Below are 20,699 nucleotides of genomic sequence, written 5' to 3'. Positions count from 1 at the left end.
GAACGCGCCATGCCCGCTGAAATCGACTTCGCCAGCCTGCCAAGGCAACACGTACCCCTGTTCGTGGTGTCGCCGCGGCGCATTCTGGCGGACATCCTCGCCAAGGGATGGATCGAGAGCACAATTCCGTTCCTGGCCCTGCTGTGCGTGCTGATCGGCATCGCACTGACGACGGACGGCTATTTCTCGCCGGCCAACCTGCAGAATCTCGCGCAATACGCCGCCGATGGCGGGCTCGTCGTCCTGGCGCTTCTGATTGTCGTCGCGGTTGGCGGCATCGATCTCTCGGTCGGCTCGAACTTCGCCATGTCGGCCTTCGTCGCGCTCTATTGCTTTCACATTCTCAACCTGCCGGTTCCTGCCGTGTTGGTGCTCACGCTTGCGGCCGGCGCCGCGGTCGGCATGACGAATGGCATCGTCGCCGGCCTGCTCGGCTGTGGCGCGTTGTTGACGACGCTCGGGACCATGATCACCGTCAGGGCATTGTTTGCGCTCGCCGCTCAGGCTGAACTCGTGGAAATATCGACGAGCAGCCGCACCGATGACCTTTGGGACTGGATTGGCTTCGAGAAGTTCCTGGCCGTCCCAATCGGAGCCTGGTGCCTGATCGCCGTGGCGGCGCTGGTGTTCGTTATGTTTCGCCAGCTTCGCTTCGGCTGGCATATCCTCGCGGTCGGCGGGAATCGCAAGGCGGCGCGCCATGGCGGCATCCCTGTCAGGACGACCATTTTCCTGGCCTACCTGTTGGCGGGACTTATCGTCGGTCTGGCCGGCTTTCTGTTTGCGGCACGTCAAAACAGCATCAGCGTCGCCGACACCGGCATCGGCATGGAGTTTTTCGCGCTGACGGCCCTCGTGGTCGGCCTTGGCGGCTTCGTTCCCGGCAAGGGTTCGCCCGTGACCGTGCTCATCGGCTTCACGACGATCTACCTCCTGAACAACGCCATGATCAATGCAGGCTTCCGTGGCGACTTCGTCCAGTTCTGCATGGGCGCCATCATCATCGTGATCCTGACGATCGATGTCCGATTCCGCAAGAACCGGCACCGCTTGCTGGCCTCAAGCTACCTCGATCCCATCGTGCTCGATGCCGGGCCCGTCGAGGGCATGCGCGGATTGATGCCGGATGAGACAGTTCCGCGGCTGAAGGGCGCGAAAATCCTGGCGTCCGGGCGCGTTGACGGACCCGAGGATGTTATTCTCGACGCTGAAGGCAACCTCTACTGCGGCAACCGCAATGGCTGCATCCTGAAAATCGCCGCGCCGACCTATTCGGATGTAAGCGTGCTGGCCAAGATCGGTGGGCGCCCACTTGGGCTGGCCTTTGACCGTGAAGGGCGGATCGTCACCTGCGTTGCCGGAATGGGGCTGATCCGCGTCACCATGGCAGGCCACGTCGAACTGTTGACGGACGAGACGTCACGCAGCCTCTTCAGTGTCCAGGACGACACCGCAATCCGTATGGCCGACGACCTGGACATAGGGCCCGATGGCACGATCTATTTCACAGACGCAACGAAGCGCTACGACATTGAAAACTGGGGAATGGACCTTCTTGAAGGGCGGCCCAACGGCCGTCTCCTCAGTCATGACCCGAAATCCGGGAAAACCCGGACCATCTGCGACAATCTGGTGTTTCCAAACGGTGTGTGCCTGACACATGACGGCAAGCACCTGCTGGTCGCCAGTACGTGGAACTGCTCGATCCTGATCTTCGATCTCGCCAAGTTGTCGGATGGGCCACGCATCTTCCTCAAAGGTCTGCCGGGTTATCCCGACAACATCAACCGGGCGTCGGATGGCGGCTACTGGGTGGCGCTGGCCGGGATGCGCAATCCGCTCTTCGACCGGGTGCTGAAACACCCGGGCCTGCGACGGCGCATGACAAGGCGCGTGCCACCGACAAACTGGCTCTTCGGCAACCTCAATATCGGAGGCGTGCTCAAGATAGACGGGCTTGGCAAGATAGTGGATGCACTGTGGGATGCTCCCGATGGACCTCTCTACATGATCACATCGATGCGTGAGCACGAAGGCTCGCTGTTCCTCGGCGGTGTGACCAACGACAAGATCGGTCGGCTCGCCCTAGAAGGCGCCAACGCACGGTGGACCGGGCCTGCGAGCTATTGGGGGAGGGACCGCTGATGCTCTTCGCACGCAAGGCCAAGGAGACTCCCGGAATGACGCTGGAAGGGGTCCTTGGCCCCAACAACCGGCTGGACGACGCGGAGGCCATCCCTGTGAAGAAGCCGGAAGCATTATCCGTATCAGCCGAAGGCCACCTGCTGTTCAGTTCCGGCGGCCAGATATTCCGCCTGCACCGATGGCGCGAAGCACCGGAAGCCTGGGCGCGGTTCGACCAACCCGTGTCCGCCCTGTCGTGCAGCGCCGACGGCCTTGTGGCGGTCGGTCTGCAAGGTGGTTCCATCGCGGTCATCGACCAGAGCGGGCAGGCGGTCGACGGCTGGTCCACGCCGCCAGATCTCGTCTCTGTGAGCGATTGCGCCTTCCTGTCCAGCGACGAGATCGCTGTCGTCGACAATGGCTACCGCGACGATCAAAACGTGTTGTCCATCGCGCCATGGGATGAAGTGCCTCGCGGGAAGGTGGTGGTGGTGGGCCGCTTCAAGGAGCCGCGCATCGTTGCGCGAGCATTGCATTGCCCGATGGGCATCACCCCAGACTTCGCCGGCGGTCTCATCATCTCCCAACTCGACCGTGCCTGCATCGTCGATCTTTCAGGCCGCACTCTCCAGTCTGGCTATCCCGGCTATCTCGGACGCATCCGCAAGACCGGCACCGGATACGCGATGGCCTGCCTGTCGAGGCGCGATCCCTTGATCGAATTCCTGAAGACGGAGCCGGTGTTCGTTTCGGATATGAAGACCAATCTTGATCCGCGCTACTGGATCTCGCCGCGTGCCACGCCGGAAATCAGCCACGACTTCCCAATCGAACTGGGGGCGGCTCGGCTCTTCGGTGATGTAAAACCCTGGGCGCCTTCATTTTCATATGGGCTGCTGATCGAACTGGACGAGGCCCTGATGCCGATCGCCTGCGCGCATTCGCGCGCCAACGGAAGGCGCCATGCGATCTGCGATGTCTGTTCGTGGAACGGGGACCTGATTGCCGTCAGCCGGGCTAGCAGCGAAATCCTCAACCTCGGTTCTGGGAGCGTGCCATGACAGCCCAGCCCATCGTCAGCCTCGAGAATGTCACGAAGACGTATGGCAACACAGCCGCGCTTGCCGATGCGAGCTTTGATTTGATGGCGGGCGAGATCCACGCCCTGGTCGGAGAGAACGGCGCTGGAAAATCGACGCTATGCAAGCTGATCGCCGGCGTGATCTCGCCATCCGAGGGCATTCTCAGGATCGATGGCCAGCCGGTGGTTTTCTCTTCACCCAGGGATGCGAGCGGGCAGGGGATTTCAATGGTCTACCAGGAGACCAGCCTGGTGCCGCAACTCACCGTCGCCCAGAACATCTTCCTTGGCCGCGAGCGCATGTTCAACTCGGTGCGGCGGGTGCGCGGTGCTGCCCGGCAAGTTCTGCAGCGGCTGAACTTCAAGGTCGAGCCCGCGCAGCTTGCAGGTACGCTCTCCGCCGCCAAACGGCAAATGGTCGAGATCGCCCGCGCAGTGCTGAACAAGGCGAGGGTCATCATCCTTGACGAACCCACGGCGGCCCTGACCCCGGAGGAAACAGATCATCTCTTCGATCTGATGAAGTCGCTTCAGCGAGACGGTGTGGCGATTGTTTTCATATCGCATGCCCTGGAGGAGGCCCTGAGCTATGCGGATCGAATCTCGGTTTTGCGAAACGGACGCATGATGACCACGGGGCCTGCCGCGAATTTCAATCGCAACACGTTGATCCATCACATGATCGGCGATGAATTGAACGAGCAGGACAGGCTCCCAGCGGGCAAGCGCCCGCCGCGCTCCGCCCTGCCGGTGCTGCGCGTGGAAAACATCCGCATGGGCAGCATGGTCAACAACATGTCCTTCTCGATCTTCCCCGGAGAAATCACCGGCCTGGCCGGCTTGATCGGCTCGGGCAGGAGTGAGGTCGCCAAGGTCATCATGGGACACACAAAGCGCAATTTCGGCGGCGGCCGTATCTGGCTCGACGGCCGCGAGGTCCGCTACGGCCTACCGGCCCAGGCGGTGGCCGACGGCATCGCTTACATCAGTGAAGACCGCAAGCTCGACGGCTTCTTCGACACGTTGAGTGTGGCGGAAAACATCGGCCTTGGCTGGCTGGCCAAGTTCGGAGGCCGTCGCTTGCTCGCACCACGCGCAAAGATGCGAGCCCTGGCGCGCGAATGGGTGGACAGGCTGTCGATCCGCAGCATCGGCGTCGAACGACCGGTCCTGTACCTGTCCGGCGGCAACCAGCAGAAGGTGGTTATAGCCAAGTCGCTCATTCAGAAGCCGCGGCTGGTCATCTTCGACGAGCCGACGCGCGGCGTCGATGTCGGAGCAATTGCCGAGATACGCCAGATCATCCGCAGTTTTGCCGACAGCGGTGCCGGCGTCATTTTGATATCGTCTTATTTGCCGGAAATTCTGGAGACCTGCGACCGGATCCTGGTCGCCAAGAGCGGCACGATTGCCGCCGAATTCTCGCGCGCCGAGGCGACCGCCGCCAGCATTCTCAATGCTGCGATTCACTGAACCTGCCGCGCTCTCGTGAACGCGGTACAGCAGGACGTCCATTTGACAGGTCAATGCATGTTACTAACTGGCACGATAGTGAATTTTGGCCTCGGATGTGTAGAACGCAGGCCCAAGCAGATCGTCGTGGCCGGCCGCCAGGCGAGGCAATCATGATGGACGGCACTGTCCAGCCTTTCGCCTTGACGCTCGAGAAGTTTCTCGAGCACGCCGCCAAATGGCATCCTCAAGCGGAGGTGGTAACCGGACGCGCGGACGGCAAATCCGATCGAATTGGATACCTCGCATTGAGGGATCGCAGCATGCGTATCTCGGCGGTCCTGCGGAGCTTCGGCATACGTGTTGGGGACCGGATCGCCACTCTCGCCTGGAACACCCAAACTCATGTCGAGGTCTGGTACGCCTGCATGGGCATGGGTGCCGTCTGCCATACACTCAACCCGCGGCTGACCGGCGCGCAACTCGCTGCCATGGCGGGCTTGTCCAAAGCGCGAATCCTCGTCGTCAGTGCGGATCTCCTGCCGCTTGCCGCCGAGATAGTCGCCGCCGCGACGGACATCGAGCGAATCTGGGTGATCGACGGGGCAAGCGTCGTCGAACCGCCGCTCTACTCGCTCGACCTGCTCATCGCCCGATCGCAGGGCGAGGCAGGCTGGGGTGATTTCGACGAGACGTCTCCTTGCGGACTTTGCTTCACTTCGGGCACGACGGGTGCCCCCAAGGGGGTCACCTACACCCATCGCTCGAGCTTTTTGCACACGCTGCGGCTGTTGCAGGCCGATGTGATGGCCATCTCAAGCGCCGACAGCGTTCTTGCCGTCGTGCCGATGTTTCATGCCAACGCCTGGGGCCTTCCATTTGCGGTGCCGGCAGTGGGCGCAAGGCTGGTCCTGCCGGGGCGCGCCATGGACGGCGCCAGCCTGGCGCGCCTGATTGTGGAGGAAGAGGTGACGATGGCAGTGGGCGTCCCGACCGTCTGGCTGGGTCTTGTCGAGCATGTCGAAGCGACCGGTATATCCATGCCGACACTCAAGCGCATCACCGTTGGAGGGGCCCCGATCGCACCGGCGCTGATGGAGCGGATCGAAAGCCGCCTTGATGTGAAAGTGCAGACGAGCTGGGGAATGACCGAGCTCTCGCCCTCGGGTACGGTGGCGCCGCTTCACGAGCGATCGCAAGCGGGGCTCTCGGGTCGCCCCGCTATCGGCGTCGATCTATTGCTGACCGACGCCGACGGACAGGCGTTGCCTCGGCAGCGTGGTGTTGAAGGCCAGTTGCGCGTGCGCGGTGCCGCCGTCGTTGAACGTTATTTTGGAGAGCAGGACAAGGCGAGTGATGCGAATGGCTGGTTTGCGACAGGCGATCTCGCGCGCATCGACGAAAGCGGCAATGTCGCGATTACGGGCCGGGTCAAGGACCTGATCAAATCCGGCGGCGAATGGATCAACCCGGCCGAGGTCGAGGCGGTGATCGGCGCCCTCCCTGAGGTGGGGCTCGCTGCGGTGATTGGACGGCCCGATCCCAAATGGGGTGAGCGACCGATCCTGCTGGTCGAGATACGTGAGGCACAGGCAATCAGCGACGAAGCCCTTCTGGCTTCATTGAAAGGGCATGTGGCGTCGTGGTGGGTTCCAGATGCGATCTACCGACTGCCGCGCATGCCCCTGGCGGCCACCGGCAAGATCGACAAGATCCGGCTGCGCGCCGAATATGGTGGCGGTTGATGGGAGCGTTCCCACAAACGTCCACGAAACATCATCCGCAAGCATAGCCAATCGAAACCAAGGGTGCAGCCGAATGTCTGTCAACGGAAGGATCGCGATCATTACTGGCGCCGGCGGCGGGCTTGGCCGCGCGCATGCCCTTTACCTGGCACGGCAAGGCGCCAAAGTGGTCGTCAACGATCTGTCGCATGAGGCCGCGGAGCGCGTTGCGGCAGAGATTGTCGCGGCGGGTCACGAGGCCGTCGCCATAGCCGCATCGGTGACCGACGAAGCCGCCATAACTGCCATGACCGTGCAGGCGATGCAGCGCTGGGGCCGTGTCGACATCCTGATCAACAACGCCGGCATATTGCGCGACAAGAGCTTCGCCAAGATGAGCCTCGATGACTTCCGCCTCGTACTCGACGTTCATCTGATGGGCGCGGTGATCTGCACCAAGGCGGTCTGGGACATCATGCGCGAGCAGCGCCATGGCCGCATCGTGATGACGACATCGTCCTCCGGGCTCTACGGCAACTTCGGTCAGGCAAACTATGGTGCGGCCAAGATGGCGCTGGTCGGACTGATGCAAACCTTGGCGATCGAGGGCGACAAATACGGCATCCGCGTCAACTGCCTGGCTCCGACAGCCGCGACACAGATGACCGGGGGCCTGCTCCCAGAAAGGCATCTGGATCTGCTTGATCCGGCACTGGTCAGCCCGGGACTGCTAGCCCTTGTCGGTCAGGACGCTCCCACCCGGGTGATCCTTTGTGCCGGCGCAGGTCATTTCGCCCGGGCAAATGTAACACTCACCCAAGGCGTCTATATCGGCGGGGGCGACGACGCGGGCGAACGCGTCATGCAGGTCTGGCAAGCCATATCCGAGCGCTCGGATGAGATTGTCCCTGAATATGGCTTGACCCAGGCCGAACGCGAACTCGCCAGCGCAGAGATGGTCGCGCGGGCGGGAGCGGTGCGGCAATGATGCGAGACGCGGTCATCGTAGCAACGGCACGGACGCCGATCGGTCGCGCCTATCGCGGTGCGTTGAATCATACGCCATCGCCGACGCTTGCGGCGCATGCCCTCACCGCGGCCGTCGAACGCGCCGGCGTTGCGCCTGAGGAGATCGAGGATTGCCTGCTCGGTTGCTCGTTGCCGCAGGGGGTACAGCAGACAGTCGGCCGGATGGCGGCATTGCGCGCGGGCTTTCCCGTGACGGTGCCGGGGATGACCCTTGACCGGCAATGTTCTTCCGGGCTCATGACTATAGCCACGGCGGCAAAGCAGATCATCGTCGACCGAATGGATGTCGTTGTCGCCGGCGGAGTGGAATCGATCTCGCTGGTCCAAACGCCAGAACTGCGGACCACACCCGATCCCATGCTCGCCGCCATGCATCCCGACGCATATATGTCGATGCTGGAGACTGCCGAAGTCGTGGCGCGGCGCTATGGCATCACGCGCGAAACATGCGACGCCTATGCACTCAGTTCGCAACTACGCACCGCGCAAGCTCAGATCGCGGGGCGATTCGATGCCGAGATCGTGCCAATGATGGCGACGATGAAGCGGGTCGACAAGGCGACCAAGGACGTCACCTTCCACGAAGTAGTCCTCGATCGCGACGAGGGAGCAAGGCCCGGAACCACACTCGATGGACTGAGCGCGCTGGCGGCAGTTATTCCAGGCGGTACGGTCACGGCCGGGAATGCCAGCCAGCTTTCCGATGGCGCGTCGGCCTGCGTCGTGATGGAAGCGCGCCTCGCGGAGCGACGCGGTCTCAGCCCGCTCGGCCGCTATGTCGGCATGGCCGTGGCCGGCACCAAGCCGGATGAAATGGGCATTGGCCCGGTCTTTGCCGTGCCGCGCTTGCTTGAACGCTTCGGACTCTCGCTGGATGACATTGGTATCTGGGAGATCAACGAGGCCTTCGCCGTCCAGGTTGTGTATTGCCGCGACCGTTTGGGGATCCCTGATGAGCGGCTCAACGTCAATGGCGGCGCGATTTCAATCGGCCATCCCTATGGCATGTCGGGAGCAAGAATGGTTGGGCACGCCCTCCTGGAAGGCAAACGACGAGGCGTGCGTTATATCGTTGTCACCATGTGCGTGGGCGGGGGCATGGGCGCGGCAGGGCTCTTCGAAGTACTGTGACGTCTCGGACTCTAGGCCGCGAAGGAAGAGCACCTCGTAGGGCGGCAACCCTTCGCGAGGTGCCGCACCGTCGGGCGCAGCGTATTTGTTCACTCTGCCAGGCGACAAGTTATCCGATACGGTCAGAGTGAGGCCAGCGATCGGTCCCAGCGCCGGTCGTTCAGCGTCGAGTGCAGTCTCATCCGCTTCCAGGCGCCGAATTTATAGAAATCGAAATCGATGTCGGAGATAGCCATCTGGATCATGGCCCAGAGCGACCATTTGAAATCGCCAAGCATCCGATACACGAACATGCGCGCCTGAATGGCCGGCTCCACCCGGCCGAAATAGACTTCGATGGCTTCGTTGTTCATGCAATCATCGAAGAACATTTCCGCGCACCACGTTGCCAAATCGTAGCAACGGTCGTTGTTGGAGGCGTATTCGAAATCGACGATCATGATACGGCCGTCGCTGGTTGACAGGAAGTTGGCGGGCGCGGGATCGTTGTAGCAAGGCACGAGATCGATCCCTGCGGCTTCGATCGCGGCACGCGCTGCCCGATACTGTGCGTGGATCGAAGGAAAGCCGAGGGGCAGTTCCCCTCCCAATTCGGTCAGTTGCTCGAGATGTTCCTCGATCATGTCGAAGACGGTCTTTGTGAGACCGAGAAGGGGGGAGTCGTTGAATGAGCGGTAAAGCGCGATTGTGCTCTCCCTGATGCCGGCGGTGTGAAAATCCCTGGTGACGCATGTGCGGGAATTCTCGACGAAATCGTAGATTTCTATGCCTTCGTCTTTCAGATAGTCGAAGCACCGGGGCCCGATGCCGAGCAGATAGGCTCGCTGGCCCGCTTCCAGGGACGCGGCGCGATCGATGAAGCGCTCCGTGCCCGGGCCAGGCAACTTGACGAAAAAGGAGCCTTGTTCGCCGGCCACGCTGACACGCCAGTTGGAGTTGCTGAAGCCGCCGAACATCGGCCGGTAGCGAATGGCCTTGCCTTGCCAGGTGGTGACCTTGGATAATGCTGCCTCGAGTTGGCGTTCGGCGAGGGTGTTGCCTTCACCCAGGCCTTTTTCAACGGCGGACATTCAAAGCCACCCGGCGCGGGGGTCGAGATCGACGCTGGCCAATGTGGCGCGGCACCGGATCAGGCGCCAACATGCATAGCGGAAGAATTCGACATCCTTCCTTGCGGAGACGGCATCCATGACCAGTCCCCACATGGTCCACGCCAGGTCATCGGCAATCGCATAGAGCTTGGCGCGGCGAAGGCTTTCAAGCCTCGCGCGGCCCTCGAATATTTCAAGAGCAGGCAGCATCTCTTCTTCAGGCCCGAAGGCTTCGTTCATCAGGATACCAAACTCGAAATAGGGGTCGACGTTGCGCGCCTCGTCGAAATCCACGAGTTGGATTTTGCCGTGAGTGTCGATCAGGATGTTGGAGGCGAGGCCATCGGCATGAGCCGGAACGGTGTCCACGCCGGCAGCCTCGATCATGCGCTCGATACGGAACACATCGTCCTGCAAGGCGGTCAGTTCACTCGGCGCACCGCTCGTGTTACGTCCGATTTCCGCCTGAAGGATCCTGATCCTGTCGAAGACGGACCAGCTACGCGTCAGGCGAGGCCCGGAATGGATCCTGCGTTTGACGCCAAGCACGGCATCCATGACGTCTGCCTGGCGCAAGTCGTTGACGCGTGCTGTCCTCCATCCGTCGAGAAATTCCATCAGCGCGATGCCGCGCACGGCGTCCGACACCAGGATGTCGGGCGCGCAGCCGAGCATCGCCGCCTTTCGCTGGGCATCGAAAGAAGCAGCCGTATCGATATAGCGACGCTGATCGGGATGAATGATTTTCAGCAACAGGGAAGGGCGTTGGCCTTCCATCGATAGTTCGAGCCTCGTGCTGTCGATGCCGCGATGCGTAGGCACCAGAAGACCCGGCGCGCCCGCCTCCGCCGCGACATTTACCCGGGCTGCGGTCCATGTCTGACGGTCCAAGCGCGATGTCGTCGCGCGAGTGACAAGGCCATCCCAGTCCTTCGCTAGAATCGCGTGAAGTGCGTTCGTCGCGGCAGGGCCGGCGACTTCCGTCAAGTCATTGCGGGGCGTCGAGCCCTTTTCCGCCAGAGCCATTTCCGTCAAGCTAGGATTGTCTCGCGCACTGTTCGAACAAACGCCACTGCAAGTCTGGCCAATGGCGCTGGCAGGGCCAGGTCGATGCTATCGCTCTGGTGCCTTGTGTAAAGCAAAGATTTGGAGGCAGGCAGGTTTTGGAATGCGCGCCGCGGCTAGACCCTGATGAGGTCGACGCCCAGTTCGCTGAAACGTTGCACGAACTCCTCGCCCACGCCCTTGGTCGTAATGACGTGATGCGCATCGCCAAGGCCGAAGGCGCGCACGGAGCCGAAGCGTCCGAACTTCGATGCGTCGGCCACCATGATAGTGGTGGAAGCCTGCAGTCTGGCCGCATCGTGCAGTGCGACCTCGTCCTCGCCGAAGCCCATGAAGCCGTGGTCGTAGTGAACAGCGCTGGCGCCCATCAGCGCCAGATCGAAACGATGGCCATTGAGCGCGGTGATGGTCGCGTGGCCGAAGGTCGCCTGGTACTCCGGCACCATCGGGCCGCCGAGCACGCGAACGCTGGTACCCCAGCCGTGCGAAAAGAAGTGCGCGGCGACGGCGATGGAATTTGTGAAGATGGTCAGGTCCTGGTGCTTGTGCAACTGCTTCACGCAGGCGAGCGTCGTGGTGCCGGAACTGACGAATATCTTCATCCCGTCGCGAACGAGGCTGGCTGCCTGCTCCGCGATCCGGTTCTTTTCCGGCGCGTTGACCTTGTTGCGTTCGACGAAGGGCTTGTCGGCCTCGTTGGGTGTGATGACCGCACCGCCATAGACCCTTCGGGCGAAGCCGTTGATTTCAAGGATGCGCAGGTCCCGCCTGATGGATTCAGGACTGACCTCAAGACGCTCCGCTAAGGCATTGACGCTCGCGCGTTCGTTGGCTCGCAGGATCTCAAGAATCTTTTCCTGCCGGAATTCTGAAAATCTCATGGACTCATTCTACCGCCGGCCAGTGGGGGGCAGCCCATCTGCGTTCCCTGACATGAGCGGTTCCAACAGCCTTGGGCTAATGGCTTCCATGACTAAGTCAAGCCTCCCGTTTCCGACATGATAAGTTCAGGCTGATGATCCGTCAATTCGGCAAAAATTCATAAAACATTCAAATCGTTCATCCATGGCGCGCATCGCTTCGGGAATCGAAGGAAATTTATCACGTAAATTCAAATATTTATATGAAAACTGATTAATTTGAGGCAGCCCTCGGTGTCCTCCAATTTATGAATCTTCGCGCCGCCGATCGGTTTGGCTTGACTCTGAATGGTGTGACTATAATGATGTTTTTGACCGATTTGTTTATTCTGGCTTTGGCAGGCGGATCGGTTGCGCGACGAGCCCTTCAAGGCGCGCTTCCGGGCGCCGCGAGCGGCATCGCCGGCCGCGGCAGGGATGCCGCGCATTTCCTGCGCTTCCAGAGACGGATGGAGTGTTTCGGACCGGCGGTGGAGGCTGGAACTGTGATCGGCTTGGCAATTGATAACGAAGTCGCGCGTTCCAGGAAGGCGCGCACGCAAGCAAAGGGGAACATCAATGGTTACGCGTAGAGATCTTATTGTAGGGGCTGGCGCGCTTGGCGTGGCGGGCATGGTCGGCGGCATGCCAGTGCCAGTGCGCGCTGACGGCAAGAAAAGTGTCGTGCTTGCCTCGATGGGGCCGGTTACCGGCAACTGGGACCCGACCTCTCACACCACGCTCGGGCAGGGCAATTTCGAGAAGTTCGTGTTCAATGCGCTGACCAGGGCCCCGATGCGGGACGGCGAGGCGGACCTTCTGGAGCCGGCGCTGGCCGAAAGCTGGTCCCTGATCGACACGAACACGATCGAGTTCAAGCTACGCGATGGCGTGAAGTTCCACGATGGCAAGGAATTCGGCGCCGAGGATGTGAAGGCCACCTATGAATACTCTTCCGATCCGAAGCGCCCGGCCGCCTCTTACTGTCCTGGCAAGGTTGATGTCGAAGTGGTCGACCGCCTCACGGTTCGACTGCACACCGAGAAATATGGCTATCCGGCTTCTGCCTGGTGGTTCATCTCGAGTGTGATACCGGTTCTGTCGGCCAAGGATGTCGCCGATCCCAAGAGCCTGGAAAAGCGCCCGAACGGCACCAATGCGTTCAAATATGTTGCCACCAACGGCGACCAGAACGTGCTGGCGGCCAATGACGATTATTTCGGCGGCCGTCCGAAAGTCGATGAGGTTATCTACGCCTACGTGCCCGACGCCAATACACGTGTCCTGGGCCTGCTCAACGGCCAGTATCATATCGCCGAGCGCCTCGAGCCAGAGCAGTATGTCTCGCTTCAGGGCAACCCCAAGGTCGTCACCCGCAAGGGCCTGACGACAGAGAACAAGTATCTGCACTTCCGTTGCAACAAGCCGCCGTTCGATGATCCTCGCATCCGTCTCGCGGCATGCCATTCGATCGACCGCAAGCAGATCCTGGAACTCATGGGTGACGCGGCGCTGCCCACGAGCTGCTACATCTCGCCAATGAAATTCGGCTTCAAGGATATCGAGGGTTATCCGGACTACAATCCGGATGAGGCGCAGCGCCTGCTCGCGGAAGCCGGCTTCCCGAAAGGCGAAGGCCTGCCCCAGCTCGAATACATCACGTCGATCGGCTTCTATCCGAAGACGAAGGAATACGGCGAGCTGATCACCGCGATGCTCCAGGAGCAGGGCTTCAATGTCCAGCTTACCGTCCTTGAGCCGGCCGCGTGGGAAGTCGCCATCTATCGGCGGGCGGACGGACAGGGTCAGGGCCATATGTGCGACGTGGGCTGGATGACGCCTTCGCCGGAACCGGACCTTGTACTGCGGCCGAACTGGCATTCGAGTGCCGCGCTCATCAGCGGCATCAACGATCCCGAGATCGATGCGGCGCTCGACAAGGAGCGCAAGGCACCCAACCCGGAAGAGCGCCTGAAGATCCTTACCGAGGAAACCTTCCCGACGATGGCGAAGAAGGTTCCAAGCTTCTCGTTGTTCTCAGCGCTCACCTTCCATGGCGCATCCAAGAGCCTTGAGGGTGCCGTCTATCTGCCCTACGGGCCGATCGACTTGTCAAAAGCCGATCTGGTCTGACGCAAGGAACAGGCGGCGCCGGATCCATACTTGCCGACGCCGCCATTCTCCCCGCACGAGATGGATTCCATGCTGTTTGCCATAGATTTTCTCATTCGCCGCCTGGCCCAGGGCGCTATCATCGTCGTTGCCATCGCGCTGCTGATCTTCACGTTGCTGCGTGTCGTGCCCGGAGATCCCGTGCGTCTCATGCTGGGGCCGATGGTGTCGCCCTCGGTCGCGGAGCAAACCGCCAAGGATCTTGGATTGCGCGACCCGATAATCGTCCAGTTCGGGCGCTATATGGGACACGTGCTGCAAGGCGATTTCGGACGCTCCTTCGTGCGAAGCGCTCAAGGCGGCAGCACCGGCGGTTCTCGCGGCGAATCGACTTTCGATGCGAGCAACCGAGCGTCTGTGATCGAGCTTATCGTCACGACCTTGCCCTACAGCCTCCTGCTGGCCGGCCTCGCTTTTCTGATCTCGCTGGCTGTCGCCTTGCCGCTCGGTGTCTGGGCCGGGCTCAATGCTGGGAGATGGCCGGATCGTTTCGCGCTCTATCTGAGCTCGGTGCTGGTTTCATTGCCCAATGTCTGGCTTGGACTTGTGTTCATTTTCCTGCTGTCAGCCAAAACCGGATGGCTTCCCGCGATCGGCTACCAGAATTGGACCTATGCCATATTGCCGGCGCTGGTCCTCGCGGTTGAACTCATTCCGGTGATCGTGCGCTCCCTGTCGGTCTCGGTGTCGTCGAACCTCCTCGATCCCTATGTTTCCGTAGGTCAGATACGCGGCCTGACGCGTGCGCGGATGATCGGCGCGCATGTGCTACGCAACTCGTCCATTCCGTTGCTCAACCTTCTCGGCATTCAGGCGGTGGGTCTGATCCTCGGCGGTCTCTTCGTCATCGAGTATGTCTTCAACTATCCAGGCATCGGTCTGCTGATGATCAACGCGGTGTTCCAGCGTGACTTTCCCATCATCCAGGCGATCGCAATCTTCTCCTGCGTCGCGCTCGTGCTTGTGAACATATTGGTCGATTTCGCATCGACCACGATAGACAGAAGGCTGCAGTACTGATGTCGGAGCAAGCCATCGTCGAAACCGCTGCCAGCCAGCCGGCGAAGTCACGCAGCCTGGGCGCCAGCATTTTCCTGAATGCCGCAAGTACGGCGGAGTTCAGGGTGGGTGCGGTGATATTCCTCGGCCTCATACTGCTGTCGGTCGTCGCGCCCACATTGCTCGGGCTTTCCGCGACAAAGTTCAGCGTGGGACTGAAATTCTCACCGCCCTTCCCGGAGCAAGGCTGGGTTTGGCCGCATATGTTCGGCACGGACCAGCTCGGCCGCGATCTTCTGGCACGTTCGCTGATAGGGCTGCGAAACGCATTGATGATCGGCATTGCCAGCGTCATCGGCATGTTCGTCATAGGTTCGGCGATCGGAATGCTGGCGGGTTATGCCGGCGGCTGGACCAACCTCATCCTGATGCGCATCACCGACGCGCAGATGTCCATCCCGGTCATCATTCTGGCGATCACGATCCTCGGCATGACACGACCGACGCCGATGTCGGTGATTCTGGTGTTCATCCTTGCGGGCTGGCCGGGCTACGCCCGCATAGCGCGCAGCGCCACCATGTCGGAACGGCGCAAGGAATATGTGCGCGCTGCCAAGATACTGGGCGCCTCGGACCTGCGCATTTTGCTTGTGCACATCGCGCCCAACACTTTGCCACCCATAGCCTTCGTGGCAGTGCTCGACGTCGCGCGCATGATGATATTCGAGGCGATCCTGGGGTTCATAGGCATCGGCATCCAGCCGCCTACACCGACCTTCGGCACCATAATCGCCGACGGCACGAAATATCTCATGAATGCCTGGTGGATCACCACCATCCCCGGCCTGCTGCTGGCAGCGTCGCTGTGCGGCATCAACCTGATGGGAGGCGCTCTCGAACGCTCCCGTAACAAATTCCTGCAGGGGGTTCTATGAGCGCGGAAAGTGCCAAAATCCTCGAGGTCTCGGACCTCTCGATCGATCTCGCCACGCCTGCCGGCGGTCGGCGCGCGATCCTGCGCAACGTCGATCTTTCGGTCTCGAAGAACGAAGTCCTGGGCATCATCGGCGAAAGCGGCTCCGGCAAGACGGTCCTGTCGCGCGCACTGGTGAACTGGATAAGCCCACCGCTTCTGCCGACGGGTGGAAGTATCGCCTACCGTGGGCGCAATCTGTTCGATCTTCCGCCCGCCGAGATGCAGAAGCTGCGCGGCAGCAAGATAGCCTATATCGGCTCCGACCCAGGCAGCGCGCTTGATCCCACCATTCCGGTCGGCCAGCAGATCATCGAGAAGCTTCGCGCCGTTGAGCCTGGTATCTCGACCGCCGACGCGAGGGCTCGCGTGCTGCGGGTGCTGGATGCGGTGCGCATTCCCTCGCCGGCGCAGCGCTTCCACGAATTTCCGTTCCAGTTCAGCGGTGGCATGATGCAGCGTGTGCTGATCGTCGACGCGCTCGTCACAAATCCGGACCTGCTGGTGGCGGACAACATCACGCAGCCGCTCGACGTGACGGTGGCGGCCCAGATCCTGCGCCTCCTGCGCGATCTGCAGCGCGACTTCTCGACAGCGATCATCTTCGTCTCGTCGGCGCTCGGGGTGCTGAACGAGATTGCGGACAACATTCTGGTGCTGGCCGATGGCCGGGTCGTCGAATGTCAGGACACGCGCGGCCTCATCGAGAAACCGGAACACAGCTACACCCGCAATCTCATCGAGAGCCTGCCTCGCATATGGGATGCCCAACCGACGGCGGCCGCGCCGGAAGAAGCTGTGGACGACAAGCGCGAAGTCATCCTCTCGGTGCGTGACGTCTATCGCTCCTACGCCACGAAGGATCGCCAGAGGCTGTTCGCGCATCGCGTGGTGCAGGCCGTGCGCGGCGTCTCGTTCGATGTCTACAAGGGTGACAATCTCGGTATCGTGGGCGAATCCGGCTGCGGGAAATCGACGTTGTCACGGCTGCTCAGCCGCCTTGAGGCTCCGAACAAGGGTCAGATACTGTTCAAGGGACAAGACATCGCCCGTCTGGGCGGCCGCAAGCTGATGGACTTGCGCCACCGGTTCCAACTGCTGCTTCAGGATCCCTACAACGCGATCCCGCCACACCTGACCATCGGTCGCACAATCGCGGAGCCGCTGCGTATCCACGGTGGGTTGGCCGCCAAGGAGATCAGGGAACGCGTGGCGGCCACGATGAACGAGGTAGGCCTGCGGTCCGATCTTACGGACAGACTGCCGGTGGGCCTCAGCGCCGGTCAGCGCCAACGTGTCAACATCGCGCGCGCCATGGTGCTGGAGCCGGAACTGCTCATTCTCGACGAGACCTTGTCGGCGCTCGATCAGGTCGAGCAGGGAAAGTTGCTGGACCTGTTCGAGGGGCTGCAGAACCGGCACGGCATCACTTATGTCTATATTTCCCACGATCTGAGCATGGTTCGCCGCGTCTGCAACCGCGTAGCCGTCATGTATCTCGGTCGCGTAGCGGAACTTGCCGGCAACAGGGCCACGTTTTTCGATCCCGCGCACCCTTACACCCGGGCATTGCTCAGCGCGGTGCCAGCCATTGAGCACAAGCCGTACGATACCGGGACTTACCTGCTGGAAGGCGAGCCGCCCGATCCGATCGACATCCCTCCGGGCTGCAGTTTCCGCACACGCTGCCCCTTCGCCTTCGCACGTTGCGTGAGCGAGGACCCCATGCTGATGAAGCGTAGCGGCGACGACTATGCTGCCTGTCATCTTGTCACCGCCGGAGCCGCCGCGCCGGCGAGGATGCCCGCCGTTGAGGTGAGGGCATCGTGAGGATAGCTAGATTTCCAACCGCGTCCGGCGGAGCGATGCGGCTTGCCGCGCCCGCCTCAAACTTCTGATGAGCACGTCCACGATGGAATTCGATTATATTGTCGTAGGGTCGGGCAGCGCCGGCTCACCGCTCGCGGCGCGTCTGGTCGAAAAGGGCGCGAGTGTCCTTCTCCTCGAGGCGGGCAAAAGCGAAAAGCTGCATCTGACGCGCGTGCCGGCCGCGCTGATGCATACGATCGGCAACGTCCGCTACGACTGGAATTACGTGACCGAGCCCGATCCCAGTCGCAATGGTCTGCAGGAATCGTGGCCACGGGGGCGCGTGCCAGGCGGATCCTCGGCCATCAACGGCATGATCTTCATTCGCGGAGCCGCGGCCGACTACGACGCCTGGGAGGCGATGGGCAACAAGGGGTGGGGATGGAATTCGGTGCTTCCCTATTTCCGCAAGATGGAGACCGCCGATAACGACAAGGATAATGCCTATCGCGGCGGCATGGGACCTCTCCGTGTGTCGGCCTTACGCTGGAAGCACCCGATATCGGCCAAGTTCATCGACAGCTTCGTCAATGCGGGCGTGCCCCTGAACCCCGACCTCAACGGAAGGTCCCACGAGGGCGTCGCCTGGAATCAGGGTTCCACCAGAGGCGGCGTTCGTCACTCGGCATTCGACGCGTTCATCTTGCCTCGCCTCGGTGACGCCAAGCTCACATTCATGGACGATGCGTTGGTCGAGCGCATCGTGCTGGAAGGCAAGCGGGCTGCCGGCGTCGACATCCTGCGCGGCAGCCAGAAGGTACGAGCCAAGGCACGGCACGGCGTGGTCTTGTCGGCCGGATCCATTAACTCGCCGCAGATACTGATGCTCTCGGGCATCGGCGATCCGGACCAACTGGCCCGCCATGGGATTGGCGTGCGGGTCGCAAGTCCCGAGGTCGGCCGCAACCTGATGGAACATCCGGGCCTCTATGTCCGTGCGGAGATGAACGTCAAGACGGGGAATGCCTATGCATCGCCAATCGGGCGGGCAAAAGCGTTCGCCGAATGGATCCTTTCGCGCAACGGTGTGTTGAGCGTGCCCACCGCCCAGGTGCTCGCCTTCCTGAAATCCACGCCGGATAGGGAGATGCCGGACCTCCAGTTCCATCTCTTCCCCTTTGGATACTTCAACGAGAACGGCCGTCTGCACGTGCCGACGCGCAACCTTGTTACCATCCTAGCCAACGTCAACTATCCCAAGAGCACCGGCCACCTCGAGCTTCGTTCCAGCGACCCGAGACAGCCAGTGGCGATCTATCCGCGCCTGCTCGACCATCCAGACGACATTGCCTGCGTGCTGCGCGGCTTGGATTGGATACGCAAGCTGGCCTCTACGCCCCCATTCGGCAGCCATGTGCGCGAGCTGATCGAAGTGCCGGCTGAAGGCGCGGGGCCTGCTGCGGACGAAGCCTATGCGCGCAAGGCCACGGTGCCGTTCCTGCATCCGGTGGGCACTTGCCGGATGGGGGCGGACGAAAGCGCTGTCGTCAGCCCGGAGCTTCGCGTACGCGGCACCGAAGGGCTCTGGGTCGCGGATGCCTCGATCTTCCCGCGTCATATCGCCGGCAACACCAACGCGACGGCGATCATGATTGGCGAGCGTGCGGCCGACCTCATCCATCCGTAGCGGAGAACTGGTTACCATGACGCGGAATTTCACGCAGAACTTCGTCGGCGGCAGGCGCGTGGATCCCCTGGGCGCCGATTTCATCGAGGTCCGCTCGCCCTACGACGGAAGCCAGGTCGGCGCGGTGCCGCTGGCAGCGCAGGCCGACGTGGATCTTGCGGTCGCGACGGCGCGCAAGGCATTCGATGAGGGCGCTTGGCCGCGCATGCCGGTGGTCGACCGTATTGCTGTCATCCGCAGGTTCGCGGAACTCTACGAGACCCGCTCCGACGAGTTCGCCGGTTTGGTGACGGCGGAGATGGGCGCGCCGGCCTGGTTTGCCAAAGCCATCCAGACCCTCATTCGTGATCAGGGCCAAGCCTATCTGGTTGCCGCCGAGGAGTATCCTTGGGAAGTGCATCGCGCTGGCTATCCGCGGGGTAGCGCAGTTTGGGTCCGTGATCCGGTAGGCGTGGTCGCCGCTGTCATCCCGTGGAACGCGCCACATCAGGTCGCTCTGGCGAAGCTCTTTCCGGCGCTGCTCGCCGGCTGCACGGTGATCCTGAAGCTGGCGCCGGAAACCGCGATTGACGGCCAGTATCTGGGCGAGTTGTTCAATGAGGCGGGACTGCCGGAAGGCGTCCTGAGCATCCTGGTTGCTCACCGGGAGGTCAGCGAATATCTGGTGACGCATCCGGGCGTGGACAAGATCGGCTTCACCGGCTCCACTGTTGCCGGCAGCCGCATCGCCAGCCTGGCGGGCGCACAACTGAAGCGCGTCAGCCTTGAGCTCGGCGGCAAATCCGCGGCGATAGTGCTGGACGACGCCGATATAGGCCAGACAGTCGATGCGCTCCGCTATCGTTCCTTTCCCAACAATGGGCAGGTCTGCGTCGCACAAACGCGTATCCTCGTGCCGCGCCGGCGCCACGATGCCTTTGTCGACGCGCTTGTGGACAATGTCTCCGACATGACGATTGGCGATCCGGCTGATCCTGAGACTTTTCTGGGGCCGCTGGTGGCGGAACGCCAGCGGCAGCGTGTGCTCGATTTCATCGCTGCGGGCATCGAAAGCGGAGCCGATCTTGCCGTCGGTGGGCTCGGGATGCCGGAAGGCATCAATCACGGCGCCTTCGTCAAGCCCACGGTTTTTGCCAATGTCAACAACGCCTCGCGCATCGCTCAGGAAGAAATCTTCGGCCCGGTCGTGTGCGTCATTCCCTATGACGGTGTGGAGGATGCCGTTCGGCTCGCCAACGACTCTATCTACGGCCTGTCGGGGTCGGTGTGGACCTCCGATCCTGATCGAGGATTGGAGATCGCGCGTCGCATCCGCACCGGGGGTGTGACCGTCAACAACGCTGCCTCCGATCTCCTGTCGCCATTCGGTGGCTTCAAGCGCAGTGGAATTGGACGCGAATTCGGTCCCGAGGCGATCAACCACTACATCGAACACAAGACCATAGCTGTCTGAGCAGGGCCGA

16 protein-coding genes are annotated in these 20,699 nt (G+C 61.7%); 13 read left to right on the top strand and 3 right to left on the bottom strand.

The genetic code is table 11. The features are described from left to right. Positions 1 to 9: 9 nt before the first annotated feature. The 6 genes from EB231_RS30470 to EB231_RS30445 all read left to right on the top strand — a co-directional run bounded on the left by EB231_RS30470 (position 10) and on the right by EB231_RS30445 (position 8,541). Complete coding sequence (locus EB231_RS30470) at positions 10 to 2,145, top strand: ABC transporter permease (RefSeq protein WP_172352110.1); 2,136 nt, start codon at positions 10 to 12, stop codon at positions 2,143 to 2,145. Next, the gene (locus tag EB231_RS30465) at positions 2,145 to 3,185 is read left to right on the top strand and encodes a hypothetical protein (protein WP_172352109.1); all 1,041 of its coding nucleotides are present in this window, start codon (positions 2,145 to 2,147) and stop codon (positions 3,183 to 3,185) included. Before EB231_RS30470 ends, EB231_RS30465 begins: the two co-directional genes overlap by 1 nt. Then, positions 3,182 to 4,678 (top strand): sugar ABC transporter ATP-binding protein, encoded by a 1,497-nt coding sequence (locus EB231_RS30460; protein ID WP_172352108.1) that lies wholly within the window; start codon positions 3,182 to 3,184, stop codon positions 4,676 to 4,678. The genes EB231_RS30465 and EB231_RS30460 overlap by 4 nt, the downstream gene beginning before the upstream one ends. A 152-nt stretch (positions 4,679 to 4,830) precedes the next feature. Then, a complete protein-coding gene (locus tag EB231_RS30455) occupies positions 4,831 to 6,402 on the top strand; it encodes an AMP-binding protein (protein WP_172352107.1) in 1,572 nt (523 codons plus the stop codon). Between the two features lie 73 nt (positions 6,403 to 6,475). Beyond that, entirely contained in the window at positions 6,476 to 7,369 is an 894-nt protein-coding gene (locus tag EB231_RS30450; protein WP_172352106.1) for an SDR family NAD(P)-dependent oxidoreductase, read from the top strand. Next, on the top strand, positions 7,369 to 8,541 hold the full coding sequence (locus tag EB231_RS30445) for an acetyl-CoA C-acyltransferase (RefSeq protein WP_172353094.1): 1,173 nt from the start codon (positions 7,369 to 7,371) through the stop codon (positions 8,539 to 8,541). The genes EB231_RS30450 and EB231_RS30445 overlap by 1 nt, the downstream gene beginning before the upstream one ends. 122 nt (positions 8,542 to 8,663) lie before the next feature. On the opposite strand, the gene EB231_RS30440 is transcribed toward EB231_RS30445, so the two are convergent. The 3 genes from EB231_RS30440 to EB231_RS30430 all read right to left on the bottom strand — a co-directional run bounded on the left by EB231_RS30440 (position 8,664) and on the right by EB231_RS30430 (position 11,578). Next, the gene (locus tag EB231_RS30440) at positions 8,664 to 9,611 is read right to left on the bottom strand and encodes a choline kinase family protein (protein WP_172352105.1); all 948 of its coding nucleotides are present in this window, start codon (positions 9,609 to 9,611) and stop codon (positions 8,664 to 8,666) included. Next, positions 9,612 to 10,523 (bottom strand): phosphotransferase, encoded by a 912-nt coding sequence (locus tag EB231_RS30435; protein ID WP_172352104.1) that lies wholly within the window; start codon positions 10,521 to 10,523, stop codon positions 9,612 to 9,614. It abuts the gene before it with no gap. Between the two features lie 290 nt (positions 10,524 to 10,813). Further along, positions 10,814 to 11,578, bottom strand: a complete 765-nt coding sequence (locus EB231_RS30430) for a DeoR/GlpR family DNA-binding transcription regulator (protein ID WP_172352103.1) — start codon at positions 11,576 to 11,578, stop codon at positions 10,814 to 10,816. 341 nt (positions 11,579 to 11,919) lie between these two features. Between EB231_RS30430 and EB231_RS30425 the strand changes: the two genes are divergently transcribed. From EB231_RS30425 to EB231_RS30395, 7 genes are all read left to right on the top strand, one after another. Continuing rightward, positions 11,920 to 12,189, top strand: coding sequence for a hypothetical protein (locus tag EB231_RS30425; RefSeq protein WP_172352102.1), 270 nt, complete (start codon positions 11,920 to 11,922; stop codon positions 12,187 to 12,189). Beyond that, positions 12,176 to 13,729, top strand: a complete 1,554-nt coding sequence (locus EB231_RS30420) for an ABC transporter substrate-binding protein (RefSeq protein ID WP_172352101.1) — start codon at positions 12,176 to 12,178, stop codon at positions 13,727 to 13,729. Before EB231_RS30425 ends, EB231_RS30420 begins: the two co-directional genes overlap by 14 nt. Positions 13,730 to 13,801: 72 nt before the next feature. Beyond that, entirely contained in the window at positions 13,802 to 14,788 is a 987-nt protein-coding gene (locus EB231_RS30415) for an ABC transporter permease (protein WP_172353093.1), read from the top strand. Next, positions 14,788 to 15,702 carry an ABC transporter permease gene (locus EB231_RS30410; protein WP_172352100.1) on the top strand — a complete coding sequence of 305 codons (915 nt, stop codon included), beginning with the start codon at positions 14,788 to 14,790 and terminating at the stop codon, positions 15,700 to 15,702. The genes EB231_RS30415 and EB231_RS30410 overlap by 1 nt, the downstream gene beginning before the upstream one ends. Continuing rightward, positions 15,699 to 17,570, top strand: a complete 1,872-nt coding sequence (locus EB231_RS30405) for a dipeptide ABC transporter ATP-binding protein (RefSeq protein ID WP_172352099.1) — start codon at positions 15,699 to 15,701, stop codon at positions 17,568 to 17,570. The genes EB231_RS30410 and EB231_RS30405 overlap by 4 nt, the downstream gene beginning before the upstream one ends. 67 nt (positions 17,571 to 17,637) lie before the next feature. After that, a complete protein-coding gene (locus EB231_RS30400) occupies positions 17,638 to 19,236 on the top strand; it encodes a GMC family oxidoreductase (RefSeq protein ID WP_172352098.1) in 1,599 nt (532 codons plus the stop codon). Positions 19,237 to 19,252: 16 nt separating this feature from the next. Further along, positions 19,253 to 20,689 (top strand): aldehyde dehydrogenase, encoded by a 1,437-nt coding sequence (locus EB231_RS30395; protein ID WP_172352097.1) that lies wholly within the window; start codon positions 19,253 to 19,255, stop codon positions 20,687 to 20,689. The last annotated feature ends 10 nt before the right edge of the window (positions 20,690 to 20,699 follow it).

This window comes from Mesorhizobium sp. NZP2298, from assembly GCF_013170825.1.
In the GTDB taxonomy this organism is placed as follows: domain Bacteria; phylum Pseudomonadota; class Alphaproteobacteria; order Rhizobiales; family Rhizobiaceae; genus Mesorhizobium.
Note: the sequence above shows the minus strand (reverse complement) of the source record. Positions and strands in the feature narration are given on the sequence as shown.